Here is a 13,867-nt window from a genome sequence, read left to right as displayed (position 1 = left end):
ATGTTTTTGATCGTGACGGTAGTAATGTATAATAAGAATAGGGAAATCAAAATTTCATCAGTCACTTCCGTTTTATGGCATTCGATTCAAGAAAAAACTACTACTCCATCGGTGAGGTGAGTAAAATCGCCGGTATTCCGTCCTACCTGCTCAGGTACTGGGAAAGTTTTTTTACTGAACTTGCTCCTGCCAGGGATACCAGAGGCAATCGGCGCTATACCAACCGCGATATCGCCATGGTGCTCAATATCAAGGAGCTGGTCTATGAGAAAGGCTACCGGCTCGGCAAAGCCAGCGAGATCGTCAAAGGGGTTCTCAAGGATAGTGAAGGCGATCACAAGACCACGGAGATTCTGAAGCTCCAGAAACAGATTGGCCAGGAGAAGAAACGCAATACGGTTGTTGACGAGCGTCGCCTCTCACTCATGAAGGAGATCAAGGAGGAGATTGAGGATATTTTGCAGTTGCTGGGGTAGATGGATGCCTTTTGTCGGCGCAGGAACATAGAACAGAAAAACCGGCAAGGAGCCGGTTTTTCTGTTACTGATGCTGTAATGCTTACTGAGCGTAGAGGACTTCAAACTGTCCTGTGCCGCCTTTGCAGACATGCTCAACCCAGCGGGCATAAGCGCCACCGCTCCAGCGATACTCTTCAAGGTTCTGTGAACGGAACTGCGGTGCAGCATAACGCACTTTGTATCCTTTAGGCAGAACGATTTTAAGCTGTGTATCGACGGTAAAGTCGTTGAACTTGCCAACCATGCCGTGGTGTACAAGCGGAATGAGCGGGTGGTTCAGGATTCTGCGAAGACCGCCGCCTGCATCTACCGATACGCCGGGGAAATCGCCGTCAACCTTGACTTCGATACCCTGTGAGTCGGAACGGAATCCTGCTTCAACCGTTGCCGGTCTGTTGAGTTTGTCAGCAGGGAAGAGTTCTGCCCAGCGTGCGATGGAGTCCACAATACCGGAACCGCCATGAGAGAAGCGCCATCTGGTAACGCCGACCGGGCCTTTTTCGCCGCTCTGGGTGCCGATGCTGTTGACTTCGATTTTTGAAATTCTCTGGCCGCCTTCGTTCAGTGCAGTAAAGGCAGGTCCGATAAACCAGAACTCGCGAATCCAGTCATTGAACGATCCGTTTGACTGAAGTGCTTTCAGTGTGCCTTCCCATGTGTCGATAACATCGGGATTGTCAAGAGGCACCTTCATGATAATGTCATGGAACTGACGTCCCTGCATGTAGATCGGGTTCGGGACATTTCTGCGGACTGCGTCTGAGCGGTAGTAGAAGAGGTTGACAACGGAGCCTTCAAAGGAGAATGAGTGGGAGAAATCGCCTACGGAAACGGAACCTTCTCCGACACAGATTCTTCTTTCCTTGGTTTCATTGGCAATGTCAGCCTCGACAACCAGTTTGTTTTTCGTGCTGTCAACAATTGACTCAATTACTGCGGAAAACCTGACAAACCCTTTTGCAGGATCAAGAGGTTTTACATTGATTTTAATGTTACAGTCAGCCGGCAGCAGGGGGAGTGCCGGGGGCACATTAACTTTCGCCCGGCATTTTACTTTGCCCCATGAGCTTGATCCGCCCTCAAGAACGATCTCGTAATCGGAGTGTGCGGTGGTGGTGTCTTTAGTGCCGAAAAGAGCCATAGTGATTTCTCCTTTTTCTAATGGCGTTGAAATTGGATATTTGCAGGAAAATTTTGAGCAGTCCATTCCTGTTAAATAACAGCTTAGAATAAATTTAAAGAATAAAAATCAATAATTAAAGCAAAATATCTTTTACGTGATTATCTGTTCGACCTAAATATTGTATACTTCTCTCGGCTTCGCGTTTCACCCGGCTGTTTTTATTTCTTTTTTGATTCAGATGATAACTCTTTGAACTCAAGATGACTTCATTCTCTTTGACCGTGAAAAAGCTGATTCATTCCCGTTTCCTCCCCTCCCTCTGGAGCGGAACCCTTCTCGGACTTTCCTTTCCTTCCTATCCTTTTATTCATCTTGAGTTGCTTGCATGGGTTGCTCTCGTTCCGCTTCTCCTCTCTTTTCAGCGCGATGAGCCGGTCGGGGAGTTTTTCCGGCGGGTTTATCTATCCATGCTGCTTTTCTGCACGATCAGCCTCTGGTGGGTCTCACTTGCGACTCTGCCGGGCGGAGTGCTTACCATCATTGCGCAGGCATTTTTTCTGACACTGCCCCTGCTCGGTTTTTATGCACTGAAACGTCTTGCAGGGTTTCGATATGCCCTTTTTGCTCTTCCTTTTCTCTGGGTGGCATGGGAGTGGCTCTATATGCAGCAGGATCTCTCCCTTGGCTGGCTTACTCTCGGGAACTCCCAGTCCGCACTCAGTTTTATGATTCAGTATGCCGATCTGACCGGAGTATGGGGGATAAGTTTCTGGCTTCTCTCTTTTAATATACTGGTTCTGCTGGCAGTGACCGGAAACCGCAGGGAGGTAATCCTTTCTGTGTCTGCCATGGTGATGATGATTGCCCTGCCGCTCCTCTATTCGACCGCTCTGTTTTATCAGGAGAGTCCATCAGAGCGTGATATTGCGAAGCTCAGGATCACGCTCATCCAGCCGGATATTGATCCCCACAAAAAATGGGGTATTCAACACAGTTCCGACATCATGGAGCGATACTACCAGCTTACCGGGCGGGCGGTTCGTGAAAACAGACCAGAGCTGGTTATATGGCCGGAAACAGCTATTCCGTTTTACATTCTCGACAGCCCCTATGCAGCAGATCTTCTTTCGCTTCGAAGCTCACTCCGTCGCTGGAACACGGCACTTCTGACCGGGTACTCTGATATTGTCCGTTATCCTGAAGGCAGTTTGCCGAGGTCTGACAACCCGGGGAAATTTGACACGGCTCTCCGTCAGCCCTATGAGACCTATAACGCTTCAATGCTGCTTGTGCCGGGCGAGAGGCCCCCGCAGATCTACCGTAAAATGCGCCTGGTGCCGTTTGCCGAAAGGGTTCCCTATGTTGAGTATCTTCCCTGGCTGGGAAATTTCACCTTCTCCCTTGCAGGCATAAGCAGTTGGGGAAGAGGGAGCGAGAGCACGGTTATGGAGCTGCCAAGCGCACGATACGGTAAGGTGTTGACCGCCAATATTATCTGTTATGAATCCATTTTTCCCGGGCTTGTTACCGGGTTTGTCCGTAAGGGGGCGCAGTTTCTAACCCTTGTCACCAATGACGGCTGGTATTCGACCTCTTACGGCCCATACCAGCATCTGGCGATCGGCCGGATACGCTGCATCGAAAATCGCCGGGCGATGGCCCGATGCGCCAATACCGGGCTTACGGTCTTTATTGACAAGTTCGGCCGTATTACAGCGGAACTTCCCTGGTGGCAGGAGCTGACCTTGACAGCGGATGTTCCGCTTGAGAGCCGCCTCACCTTTTACACCCGCAATCCCGACCTGTTGCCGAAAGTCGCATCGGTTATATCGGTAGTTCTTATCGGGGTGGCGTTTTTCAGAAGGGGAAAGAGGTGATTTTTTATAGGTCTTATGGGATCTATAAAAATCAATCAGAATTAATCCAAAATTCAGAATTCAAAATCCAGAATCGCTTACAGGTTGTAACTCTTGATTTTGCGGTAGAGGGTGCGTTCGGTGATGCCGAGTGCCTGGGCGGTCTTTCGTTTATTTCCCTGAAAGGTTTCGAGAGCAGTGGCTATGGATTTTTTTTCGATATCGTTCAAAGAGAGCTGAGATGCGGAGAGGGCCTCCCCGGTATTTTCCTCTGCGCTGTTGAGCGGGCCGGAACTGAGCGGAATAGCGGTTACTGAAGCATCAGGAAGCAGCAGCGGGGAGTGTGGTCGCGACTGGATCAGATGCTGGAGCATCTGGCGGATATCTCCTATCTCCTGGCGAAGCTGGATAATTCCGCTGTAGATGGCCTGAAGTTCGTTTTTTTCCGATCTGACCGGGTCGTGGATCAGACTTTTGTAACGGTTGCGCTGCACCAGATGTTTTTCAAGAAGTTCAGGGGTTATATATCTGCCTTTTTCAAGCACAAGCAGGGACTCTATAAGATTTCTCAGCTCCCGGACATTTCCGGGCCACGCATATCGCATCAGCATTTCGGCGGCATCGGGGCTGAATCCTTCAAAGGCAATGGTGTGCTTGCGCTCGAATTCATGGACAAAATTTTCTGCAAGCAGCAAGATATCGCGACCTCTCTCCCTGAGCGGCGGTATCTGGAGTTCAACGCTTCGCAGCCGGTAGAAGAGATCCTCGCGGAAGTTTTTTTCCGCAACCGCCTGATTCATGTTCCGGTTTGTGGCGGCAATAATGCGTGCATCAGAGTAGATGGTTTCCGATGATCCTACCCGTTGAAACTCACCGGACTCTATCACTCGGAGAAACTTTACCTGGGTTTCGAGCGGCATTTCACCGATTTCATCAAGAAAAATCGTGCCCCGGTCTGCACTTTCAAAGTAACCCTTCCTGCTTTGTACTGCCCCGGTAAAGGCACCTTTTTCATGGCCGAAGAGTTCCGACTCAAGAATTCCGGCAGGAATGGCTCCGCAATTAACAGGGATAAAGCTTTTATCGGCACGCCGGCTGTGGGCATGGATGTAACGTGCCAGAACCTCTTTTCCCGAACCGGTCTCTCCGATGATCAGGACGGTAATATCGGTTTCAGCTACCTGCAGGGCAAGTTGCTTGAGCTGGGAGATCAGGAGTGATTGTCCATCGATGGTTATCTCTCGTTTCATCGGGATTTTCCGGCTTTGATTCAACCTCTCATACCGTTACCTGACTGGAACAACAATGGAGTCGAACGGCAGTTTTTTTGCTGCGGCTATCGCCTCCTCATGCGAGGTGTAATTTGTTTTCAGTTGCACTTTATGCATTCTGCCCTGCAAAACAATCTCTACCGGGAGCTTTCCGGCCATTTTCCCTGCAAGGGTTTCGGCATTCTCCCTGTTTGAAAAACTTCCGAACTGCAGGGTGCAGGTCCCCGTCCCGGTCATGCTTTTTATCTCTTTAGGTGTGGAAATTGAAGCTCCGAGGGCTTTGGCCCGCAGTGCTGTAATTGCTTTTGTAGTGTCTTTTGCTCCGGCAGTTTTCGGCTGGGCTGGAACTCCAGTGCCGACTCGGGGAGTTACCAACTGTTTTGTGGTGTCCGGCAGTTCCGGGGAGAGCTTCCGGGGTATGGATAGAGATGCGGAAAGTTCAGGCTCGGCTGGCGGACTCAGTTTTACAAGGTTGTATGCGGCTATTCGTGATGAACTGAGCGGATCGATTGCCGGATCCGGATACTCCCGTAACTGTTTCCGGTAGAGTGCAAACGCCTGTGGCCCGTCTTCCGAAAGGAGCGCTTCAATAACGATCTGTTCTGACTTGCGGGTTACTTTTTGACGGATATTTTCTAACAAATAAACCTTATCTTCATCGACGTACTTTCGTATCTCTTGAGCGTATGAGGCATTATCAAGGGCATAAAGAGCGGTCGGCAAGAGAAGCAGGGCGAGAAGTGCGACACATTGCAGCAGGATTTTTTTTCCTGGTCGGCACTTTGAATAGTCAAAAGACATGGTTTCCGGTTCTTCTTGTTCAGTATTGGTCTGCTTTTCCATCAGAGTAGATCAATATGCCAAATATTTTCTTATAAAGGGAATCCCAAAAAAACCTTATGAGCGGCGTCAATTAAAGGGATAGTCGGGCAATCAGGTATTTTACAGCTTACTTTTAAACCAGGCACTCGTCATGCATACTCTTTCGGTTAACTCCTTTGCGAAAATCAATCTCGGATTGCTCATCACCGGCAAACGCGATGACGGATACCACACGCTTGAGACCATTTTTGCCCCAATCAACTGGTACGACACCATAGAATTTACCGAATCCGGAACGGTCTCGATGAGCTGTTCCAACGTTGACCTTCCGGTTGATGAGAACAATCTCTGCATCAGGGCGGCCAGATCGCTTCAGCACTTCTCCGGCACTTCAAAAGGTGTTTCCATGACGCTTCTCAAGCAGGTACCCTTCGGTGCCGGACTGGGAGGTGGAAGCAGCGATGCAGCAACCGTGCTCAGGGTGCTCAATGAGCTGTGGCAGCTCAACGTCTCTCAAACCGACCTGCACAAACTCGCCGTGAAACTCGGCGCAGATGTCCCCTATTTTCTCTCCATGAAAGGCCTTGCCTATGCCAGGGGGATCGGCGATGAACTTGAAGATTTGGGATTCACTCTTCCCTGGTATGTGGTGACGGTTTTTCCCGAAGAGCATATCTCAACCGTATGGGCATACCGGAACTTTTACAAGCGTTTTGATCGCCAAATTCCTGACCTGAAAAAGAGTGCTTCAGAGCTCTGCCTCGGTGGCAATAAAGCGATGTTTCCTCTTTTTGAAAATGATTTTGAACCGGCCGTGTTTGACCATTTTCCTGCCGTTCGCGCGGTCAAGAGCGCTCTGCTTGATGCCGGAACTGTTTTCGCCTCTCTCTCCGGCAGCGGATCTGCCGTATTCGGGCTCTTTGAAGAGGAGCGTGATGCACTCGAAGCCATGAAGCGACTCCCTGAAAACTACCGTAAGAGCCTTACCCCTCCGGGTTTTACCATGGCCTGATAGCAGTTCTTTCGGGCACCGCAGAATAGCTTAATAGTGGTGCCCATTTGAAATTACTGCGGTCGCTGAACAATGATATCGTTCAGTTCAGCGGCGATCAGGCGGAGATCTTCATCAAGAAAGTGGGATGAGTGCAGACGGGTGCGCTTGATCTCCGCAAAATCCAGCACAGCATCAAGTATATGCGGCTCAAAAAGGGGAGCTGAGCCAATCACGCTTCCGTCCGGCCCGGTAAGTGATGAGTTGCCCCAGTAGGTGAAGCTGTCTTCATTGCCCACACGGTTTACACAGGCGACGTAGCTGCTGAAGAGGAAGGCATAGGTGGATGCGATAGTCTGCCACTGGGTTACAATGGCCGGGTTGCCGCTTCCGGGAGAGAGCCGGAGCGGACTTGACATGAGTACCAGCAGCAGCTTTGCCCCCTGATGGGCAAGCAGATAGGGCACCGATACATGCCAGAAATCCTCGCATATTGCCACCCCGATTCTTCCGAGCTTTTTTGAATTGACCGCCTTGATCTGCTGGCCTGCCGAAAAGTAGCGCAACTCTTCAAACATACCGTAGGTTGGCAGATAGATTTTGCGGTGGATACTCCGGCCAACTCCTTCCTCAAACATAAGCGCTGAGTTATAGACTCCGTACTCTTCACTCAACTCAATGCTCCCGCAGATGATGGTGATCTTCCGGCTCAGTTCACGAAGCGGAGCAAGCCGTGCATCCTCGATATGCATGGCGATATCCTGTGCGGCATCCTGGACGTTATAACCGGTCAGCGAGAGTTCCGGAAAGACGATGGCATCGGCTCCATCCCGGATAGCCTGTTCCGTCAGGGTGCAGTGGCGCTCAAGATTCTCGTCAAAATTGGCAAGGGTGCAGTCACTCTGGGCTATTCGCAGTTTTGCGGTCAGCATCGTCAGCTCCAAATTTAATGGTAGGGGTAGAAAAGATAGAAGGTAAAGGAGAGCAGCGCAAGTATCCACATGCCGCCGCGCACCTCGCGCACCCTTCCGGTAAAGAGTTTCAGGAGAACATAGGCAATAAACCCGGCAGTCATCCCGACGCCGATATTGAAGGTGAAGATCATCAGGGCGATGGTCAGAAAGGCAGGCAGGAGCTCACTGTAGTCGGTGAAATCCATTTTTGTTACCGATTGCAGCATGAACATACCGACAATAACCAGCGCCGGGCCGTAGGCGAAGGGCGGAACAATGGTCAGAACAGGTGAAAAAAAGAGGGCAAGAGCGAAGAGCGCGGCCACAACAAGCGCCGTAAATCCGGTTTTTCCTCCCTGCTCAATACCGGCGGCTGACTCAATATAGACGCCCGCTGTCGTGGTGCCGAAAAGTGACGCGGCAATCGTGGAGAGCGCATCGACCAGCATCGGCTTTTCAATCTCCGGCAGGTTATCCTTTTCATCAAGCAGGTTGGCTCTCGATGCGAGGCCGAAGAGGGTGCCCATGGTATCGACAAAATCCATCACCAGCACACTGATGATCACGCAGGCAAATCCCCAGGTCATCGCTCCCTGCAGGTCGATTTGCATAAAGATCGGCTCGATGGAGGGCGGCATACTGAAGGCCGTTGCAGGAAGGGGCACCAGACCGGTCAGAAGAAAGAGAGCTGTTGTGGCCACTATTCCGGCAAGAATGGCACCGGTTACCCGCTGGATGAGAAGAACGGCGGTAAGGAAGAGCCCGCCAAGACTTAACAGTACCGGGAGTTGAGCAATATTGCCAAGTTGTACCGGTGCGCCGGGGACACCAAGTGTTACAATCCCCATCTCGCTGAGCCCCAGAAAGGCAAGAAAGAGACCGATTCCCCCTGAAAAACTGTGCTTGAGCGAACCGGGAATAGCTTCAGCCAGCCATTGGCGAAGCCCGCCGATAGTAATGAGGGTGAAAAGAACTCCGCCTATAAAGATAGCCGCCATTGCCGTCTGCCATGAGTAGCCGAGTGTCTGGACAACCGTATAGGCAATAAAGGCATTCTCTCCCATGTAGGGAGCAACCGCAAACGGGCGCTTGGCGTATACCGCCATCAGGAGGGTACCGAAGATGGAGGTGAGAATGGTTGCGGTCATGGATGGACCTTTCGGGATGCCCGCTGCGGCAAGGATCGCCGGGTTGACAACGATGATATAGGCGAGAGTGAAAAATGTCGTAACGCCTGCAAGCGTCTCCTGCCGGTAACTGGTGCGATGCTCCCTGAAGTTGAAGTAGGATTGCATTACTCGTGACTGGTTGAGGCAAGTGCCTGTTATAAAGCCAAGATACGCATAAAGAGCGAAAATGGTGAAGTTTGGTCGGCCTGAATTTCGTGACCAGGAGAGTTGCCATTGCGGGCATTCAGCCATTAGTTTATCTTTAAAGATAAGTCGGATTGGCTCCTTCTTTATTGATTAAAAGAGCAAAATCATGAGAACTATTGTAAAGTTATTGCGTTACAGCCTTCTGGCGCTTCTTGTTTCCGGTTGCGGGAGCGGTAAACAGGAAGCCCCGGGATCAGGTCCGGCACCGGCAGCTCAGGTTGTATCGAGTGAAAGGCAACTTGCAGTCGAGAGCAGAAAAATAATAAAGGAGGGCGTAATCACCTTCCAGACCGGCTCTCTTCAGGAGACAAGAACAAAAATCGACGCAGCGCTCAGAGCGAGTGACGGCTTCATGGCAAAGGAGAGTGAAAACAGGTACAGCGATAAAGTTGAGCAGAAAGTCGAGGTCAGGGTTCCTGCTGAAAAGTTTGACTCTTTTGTCCGCAAGGTCACCGAGGGGGTAGAGGGATTTGACGAGAAAAATATCTCCATTACCGATGTCACCAAAGAGTTTATCGATGTGGAGGCAAGGCTGAAGGTTAAAAAGGAGACCGAGCAACGCTACCGGGAGCTGCTGGGCAAGGCCGGTAAAATAGAGGATATTCTTGCGATTGAAAAACAGATCGGAGAGTTGCGTTCGGAGATTGAATCTGTTGAGGGACGACTCCTCTATCTCAGGGATGCGGTTGCCTTGAGCTCGCTGACCATTACCTTTTATGAAAATATATCAGCACCTGCCACCTTCCTTTCCGATTTCGGAGTCGGCTTCAAAAACGGGTGGAATAATCTCGTACAGTTTATAGTGATTATGGTCAATGCCTGGCCATTTTTCATCATTATTCCGATTGTTGTCATCATGATCAGGCGAATTGGTGCGAAAAAAGCAGCGAAAAAACAGAAACAGCCATAAGTGTTGTGTTATCGGGAGGAGTAAATGGAAAAGATTGATTTCAGAAAGGAGTTGAAGCAACTCTACCAGCCATCAGCCAAGGAGGTGGTTGAGCTTGATGTTCCTCCAATGAACTTTCTTATGGTGGATGGCGAAGGTGATCCCAATACTGCGCAGGCATACTCTGATGCCATTGAAGCCCTCTTTTCTGTTGCCTATACCCTGAAGTTCATGGTCAAAAAGGGAGATATGGTCATCGACTACGCTGTTCTTCCGCTTGAATCGCTCTGGTGGGCGGAAGATATGGCGGTGTTCGCTTCCGGTGACAAATCCAGATGGAAATGGACGGCGATGATCATGCAGCCCTCATTTGTGACTTTGGAGCTTGTCGAACGGGCTCTTGAGGAGGTGAAGACAAGGAAAAACCCTGCAGCTCTTGCAAAAATGCGTTTTGAACTCTTTTCGGAAGGGAGGAGTGCCCAGATCATGCACATCGGCCCATTCTCCGAAGAGGGCCCGACCATTGAAAAGGTTCACCGCTTTATTGAAGCCGGTAATTGCCGGCTGAGGGGAAAACACCATGAAATTTACCTGAGCGACATCCGCAGAGCCGACCCCTCAAAATGGAAAACCATCATCCGCCAGCCCATGCAGTGATGGCGACCACTTTTTACTTCGTATTACATCAAAAATTCTTTGCACTCGATTCGCTCGAATCGTTAGTTCGCTGATTATGGCAATAAGGCTATTGGTGCGATGTAATTAATCGTTATTTTATTCTGGATATAGCGGTTAATGGAGGCCGTTTTCGGGATGTTCTTTCGATAAAACGATCTTGTCTTTTTTCAAAACAGAATGGTCTGTCTGATTGAAATTGAGAGGTCGAAATCAGCATGATGAACGTTGTAATTAAAGATTGGCCCTATGCAAATACCGTCAACAATCAAACTTCTCGCTTCGACGAAAAACGCATCTGGTGATTTATTCACGCGGCTTGTCAACGATCTTTTCTTTGCACTTGGATATGACGATTTGAGATTGAATGTGCACAAGTCCGGTCGAGAGGTGGATATTCATGGAACGCACCGTCTGGAGCCACGTTTCATGGTCGCCGAGTGCAAAGCCCATTCTGACAAGATTGGTGGGGAAGATCTCAACAAATTTTTTGGAGTGCTTGAACGTGAAAGAGATAAGCAGAATCCAACACAAGTGGCAGGCTATTTCGTTTCACTAAGCGGGTTTCGGGAAACCGGAAAGGAGCAGGAGCTTGAAACCAGTCAGCAAAAACGCGTTATTCTGATCGACGGGAAAAAGGTGATTGAGGAACTGCAGCGGTGTCGAGCGTTAGTAAATCTAACGGAGGCTATTGAAAAGGCTGGCCATTGCGCCGAGTATGCCGGTCTAAATGAGGCTGTGCTTGATGGAGTTGAACTCTTCGGTCACGATATGGGTTACCTGTGGGCCGTGTTCTACTCAGAGGGAAAAGCGCGGACGCATTTTACATTGATTCACGCAGACGGAACACCTCTAGCGGAATCCGTAGCTTCTCTTATTATCAAGGCAGATCGCAGTTCTAAAGGATCGTTGCATCGTTTGCACTACCTTGTACCATCTCCTCCTGTGCCTGACCGGGAGGAGCTTCGTAATGCAGTATCCAAACGGTATTGTCAGTGGATCAGTGAAGAATGCGGATATATTCAACTTGATGGTCTGCCTGCTGATACTGACCTCAGTGCCGCGCGTATGAGGCTGGAGAGACTGTTTGTTCCGCTGAATATCGTGACGAAAGCTGAAAAGAGCGGCAAGAAGAAGTATGATAAGTCGGAATCGATTGAGTCCGTGGGCAAATTTATCTGTTCACATCAACATGCAGCAATCTTGGCTTCTCCGGGTGGAGGAAAAAGCACATTGCTTAAGCGACTGGCTATAGCCTATGCCGCTCCTGAACGTCGCACAGAAGTTGATGATAACCTTCCTGAACGTGATTGGATTCCATTATTTCTTCGTTGCCGGGAACTTAAACATCGTGCTCATCGCCCGATTCTGGAGCTGCTGGACGATCTTTCTCAGCACGCAGGATTAAGCGTAGACGAAGCTGCGGCTTTCCATGAACGACTTCATGAGCGTCTGTGTTCGGGCAAGGCGTTACTGCTGGTTGACGGTCTTGATGAGATTTCCGATGAGGGTGCGAGGCATACCTTTGCCCAGCACCTACGGACATTTGTTGCCATGTTTCCCCATGTTACCCTGCTGGTAACTTCGCGTGAGGCTGGTTTTCGGCACGTGGCTGGTGTGATCGCCAGTGTCTGTGACCAGGCCAGACTGGCGCCGTTCTCCAAAGATGATGTAGAGCGTCTCTGTGAGCGCTGGCATGTTGAGGTCGTTGGAGATACTGACCAAGTCCGGTCAGATGCCCGGTTGTTGGCCGACACAATCTGGAATAACGTGCGCATTCGAGTTCTGGCAGAGAATCCATTGATGTTGACAACTATTCTTGTTGTTCGACGCTGCATTGGCGATTTGCCGAGCCGTCGGGTTGAACTCTACCATGAGGCCGTTCGTGTGCTTATTCGAACGTGGAATACTGAAGGTTTTGCGCCGATGGATCTCGAAGAAACAAAAGCGCAGCTCTCTTACATTGCTTGCACCATGATGGCCAAGGGTATACAACAGATTGGACAGAAAGCTCTTCTGAAATTGCTTCAACAGGCCAAGAGTGAATTGGAGGCAGAACTCCAGTTTATTCGTATAAGTCCGGAGGAATTTGTCAGGCGTATTGAGTATCGCAGCAGCCTTCTGATGCAGACTGGTCATGAGCGCATTGCTGGAGAATTGCAACCGGTATACGAATTTCGGCATTTGACGTTTCAGGAGTATCTTGCTGCCCGTGGTTTTGTTGAAGAACAGTATCCCGGTCGCGATGGAGGTCAAAGTTTGGCGGATTTACTGGAGCCACATTTTGATGATGAACGATGGAGTGAAGTAATTCCGCTTGCGGTAGTCATGGCTGGGCGAAGAGCAGAGGCAACGGTTACGCGATTAATTCGGGCTACTGAGGATTATTCTGGAGAGAATAGTTCACCAATTATGCTTTCCCCTCCTGCGGCGCTTCTCATGCAGTGTCTGCTTGACGAAGTCCAGGTGACACCTGCGACTTTGCGAGTTGCATTACTTCATTTGGGAGAGCAAAAGAGTATTGGCGATAGTTCGGATAGTTCGGGTTTATTGCGCGGCAAGTTTGGTGAACTATTCATGCAGTTAGTGACCGACGCATATTTTGGAGCCGATAAGGATTGGGAACGGTATGTTTATGCTCAACCGATTATTGCCTCTTATCTCTATTTGCCAGATTACAAAACCGAAAAACCTTCAGACGCGTTGATCGATTCACTGGTGGGAGTTCTGAAGAGTGGGGGGCGAATTGAAAAAGTTCATGCAGCTCTGGCATCAATGCTTTTAGCTTTTTATAGTCAGCAAAGACTGTTGCTTGGAATTGAAAACACAACGGAAGATTCTCGTTATCAGCTACTTTATGAGTCATTATTGCCATTGGTTTATTGTGATGATCCCCATCTTTCAATGCCAGCAACCTGGGCACTTGCGTGGATTGGGGAAAACGGATTATGGAGCCCAAAACCCTCTCAAGAGTTACTGCTTTTTCTTTATCGTATCTGGCGTGATGCAGCACCTCAGCAGTCTCGTTTCGCTGGCTGGGCGTTCTCTGTCCAGAAGCTGTTGCCTCGTGAAACCTTCAGTTTTGATTTATGGGGTGAATGCGATGTTTTTCTTCAAGAAATCGCATCAAAAAAAGACGTAGATTTTATAGGTGCGCTTATTGTGGGATGGTATAGGCACGAACCATGGGACGATAGAACTATAGCGGACCTCATTAAGGAGAGCCTTGTTAACAGAAAATCAAGTTATAGGCATCGTGAACTGCTTGTCGCCCTCGGTAATGCAGGAAAAGAAGTTCTTGCAACTTTGGATGACAAGAAATAGCTCCTGTTCGTGAAATTGTTTAGAAATCAAACAAGGCTGACGATCTTAATTCAATCATTTCAAAGCTTT

11 protein-coding genes are annotated in these 13,867 nt (G+C 49.6%); 6 read left to right on the top strand and 5 right to left on the bottom strand.

Annotated features, from left to right (window positions below; translation table 11 throughout):
• Positions 1 to 74: 74 nt before the first annotated feature.
• On the top strand, positions 75 to 476 hold the full coding sequence (locus tag CFERDRAFT_RS05355; RefSeq protein ID WP_006366195.1) for a MerR family transcriptional regulator: 402 nt from the start codon (positions 75 to 77) through the stop codon (positions 474 to 476).
• Positions 477 to 558: 82 nt separating this feature from the next.
• Here the strand turns inward: CFERDRAFT_RS05355 and CFERDRAFT_RS05350 are convergent, their stop codons facing one another.
• Complete coding sequence (locus CFERDRAFT_RS05350; RefSeq protein WP_006366194.1) at positions 559 to 1,659, bottom strand: bacteriochlorophyll a protein; 1,101 nt, start codon at positions 1,657 to 1,659, stop codon at positions 559 to 561.
• Between the two features lie 242 nt (positions 1,660 to 1,901).
• Here CFERDRAFT_RS05350 and lnt point away from each other — a divergent pair, with 242 nt between their 5' ends.
• The gene (lnt, locus tag CFERDRAFT_RS05345) at positions 1,902 to 3,518 is read left to right on the top strand and encodes an apolipoprotein N-acyltransferase (RefSeq protein WP_006366193.1); all 1,617 of its coding nucleotides are present in this window, start codon (positions 1,902 to 1,904) and stop codon (positions 3,516 to 3,518) included.
• Positions 3,519 to 3,595: 77 nt separating this feature from the next.
• Here the strand turns inward: lnt and CFERDRAFT_RS05340 are convergent, their stop codons facing one another.
• Positions 3,596 to 4,747 carry a sigma-54 interaction domain-containing protein gene (locus CFERDRAFT_RS05340; protein ID WP_006366192.1) on the bottom strand — a complete coding sequence of 384 codons (1,152 nt, stop codon included), beginning with the start codon at positions 4,745 to 4,747 and terminating at the stop codon, positions 3,596 to 3,598.
• A gap of 36 nt (positions 4,748 to 4,783) precedes the next feature.
• Complete coding sequence (locus tag CFERDRAFT_RS05335) at positions 4,784 to 5,569, bottom strand: SPOR domain-containing protein (RefSeq protein ID WP_198002401.1); 786 nt, start codon at positions 5,567 to 5,569, stop codon at positions 4,784 to 4,786.
• Positions 5,570 to 5,741: 172 nt separating this feature from the next.
• Between CFERDRAFT_RS05335 and ispE the strand changes: the two genes are divergently transcribed.
• Positions 5,742 to 6,602: a 4-(cytidine 5'-diphospho)-2-C-methyl-D-erythritol kinase gene (gene ispE / locus CFERDRAFT_RS05330; protein ID WP_006366190.1), complete on the top strand. Its 861-nt coding sequence runs from the start codon at positions 5,742 to 5,744 to the stop codon at positions 6,600 to 6,602.
• 53 nt (positions 6,603 to 6,655) lie between these two features.
• Here ispE and CFERDRAFT_RS05325 read toward each other — a convergent pair whose 3' ends face one another.
• Together CFERDRAFT_RS05325 and CFERDRAFT_RS05320 are read right to left on the bottom strand one after the other, a co-directional pair.
• Positions 6,656 to 7,513 (bottom strand): nitrilase-related carbon-nitrogen hydrolase, encoded by an 858-nt coding sequence (locus CFERDRAFT_RS05325; RefSeq protein ID WP_006366189.1) that lies wholly within the window; start codon positions 7,511 to 7,513, stop codon positions 6,656 to 6,658.
• A 14-nt stretch (positions 7,514 to 7,527) separates the two neighbouring features.
• On the bottom strand, positions 7,528 to 8,829 hold the full coding sequence (locus CFERDRAFT_RS05320) for an NCS2 family permease (protein WP_040433231.1): 1,302 nt from the start codon (positions 8,827 to 8,829) through the stop codon (positions 7,528 to 7,530).
• 187 nt (positions 8,830 to 9,016) lie between these two features.
• On the opposite strand from CFERDRAFT_RS05320, the gene CFERDRAFT_RS05315 reads away from it, so the two are divergent.
• The 3 genes from CFERDRAFT_RS05315 (at position 9,017) to CFERDRAFT_RS05305 (ending at position 13,798) form a co-directional block, all read left to right on the top strand.
• Positions 9,017 to 9,820, top strand: a complete 804-nt coding sequence (locus tag CFERDRAFT_RS05315) for a DUF4349 domain-containing protein (RefSeq protein WP_006366187.1) — start codon at positions 9,017 to 9,019, stop codon at positions 9,818 to 9,820.
• 24 nt (positions 9,821 to 9,844) lie between these two features.
• Entirely contained in the window at positions 9,845 to 10,456 is a 612-nt protein-coding gene (locus CFERDRAFT_RS05310) for a GyrI-like domain-containing protein (RefSeq protein ID WP_006366186.1), read from the top strand.
• 267 nt (positions 10,457 to 10,723) lie between these two features.
• Positions 10,724 to 13,798 (top strand): NACHT domain-containing protein, encoded by a 3,075-nt coding sequence (locus CFERDRAFT_RS05305; RefSeq protein ID WP_006366185.1) that lies wholly within the window; start codon positions 10,724 to 10,726, stop codon positions 13,796 to 13,798.
• Positions 13,799 to 13,867 lie beyond the last annotated feature (69 nt).

Source organism: Chlorobium ferrooxidans DSM 13031 (assembly GCF_000168715.1).
Classification (GTDB): domain Bacteria; phylum Bacteroidota; class Chlorobiia; order Chlorobiales; family Chlorobiaceae; genus Chlorobium; species Chlorobium ferrooxidans.
Note: the sequence above shows the minus strand (reverse complement) of the source record. Positions and strands in the feature narration are given on the sequence as shown.

Coding starts and splice junctions, on each gene's coding strand:
- CFERDRAFT_RS05355 (WP_006366195.1), top strand. CDS start 75: ATGGCATTCGATTCAAGAAAAAACTACTACTCCATCGGTGAGGTGAGT.
- CFERDRAFT_RS05350 (WP_006366194.1), bottom strand. CDS start 1,659: ATGGCTCTTTTCGGCACTAAAGACACCACCACCGCACACTCCGATTAC.
- lnt (WP_006366193.1), top strand. CDS start 1,902: ATGACTTCATTCTCTTTGACCGTGAAAAAGCTGATTCATTCCCGTTTC.
- CFERDRAFT_RS05340 (WP_006366192.1), bottom strand. CDS start 4,747: ATGAAACGAGAGATAACCATCGATGGACAATCACTCCTGATCTCCCAG.
- CFERDRAFT_RS05335 (WP_198002401.1), bottom strand. CDS start 5,569: ATGTCTTTTGACTATTCAAAGTGCCGACCAGGAAAAAAAATCCTGCTG.
- ispE (WP_006366190.1), top strand. CDS start 5,742: ATGCATACTCTTTCGGTTAACTCCTTTGCGAAAATCAATCTCGGATTG.
- CFERDRAFT_RS05325 (WP_006366189.1), bottom strand. CDS start 7,513: ATGCTGACCGCAAAACTGCGAATAGCCCAGAGTGACTGCACCCTTGCC.
- CFERDRAFT_RS05320 (WP_040433231.1), bottom strand. CDS start 8,829: ATGCAATCCTACTTCAACTTCAGGGAGCATCGCACCAGTTACCGGCAG.
- CFERDRAFT_RS05315 (WP_006366187.1), top strand. CDS start 9,017: ATGAGAACTATTGTAAAGTTATTGCGTTACAGCCTTCTGGCGCTTCTT.
- CFERDRAFT_RS05310 (WP_006366186.1), top strand. CDS start 9,845: ATGGAAAAGATTGATTTCAGAAAGGAGTTGAAGCAACTCTACCAGCCA.
- CFERDRAFT_RS05305 (WP_006366185.1), top strand. CDS start 10,724: ATGCAAATACCGTCAACAATCAAACTTCTCGCTTCGACGAAAAACGCA.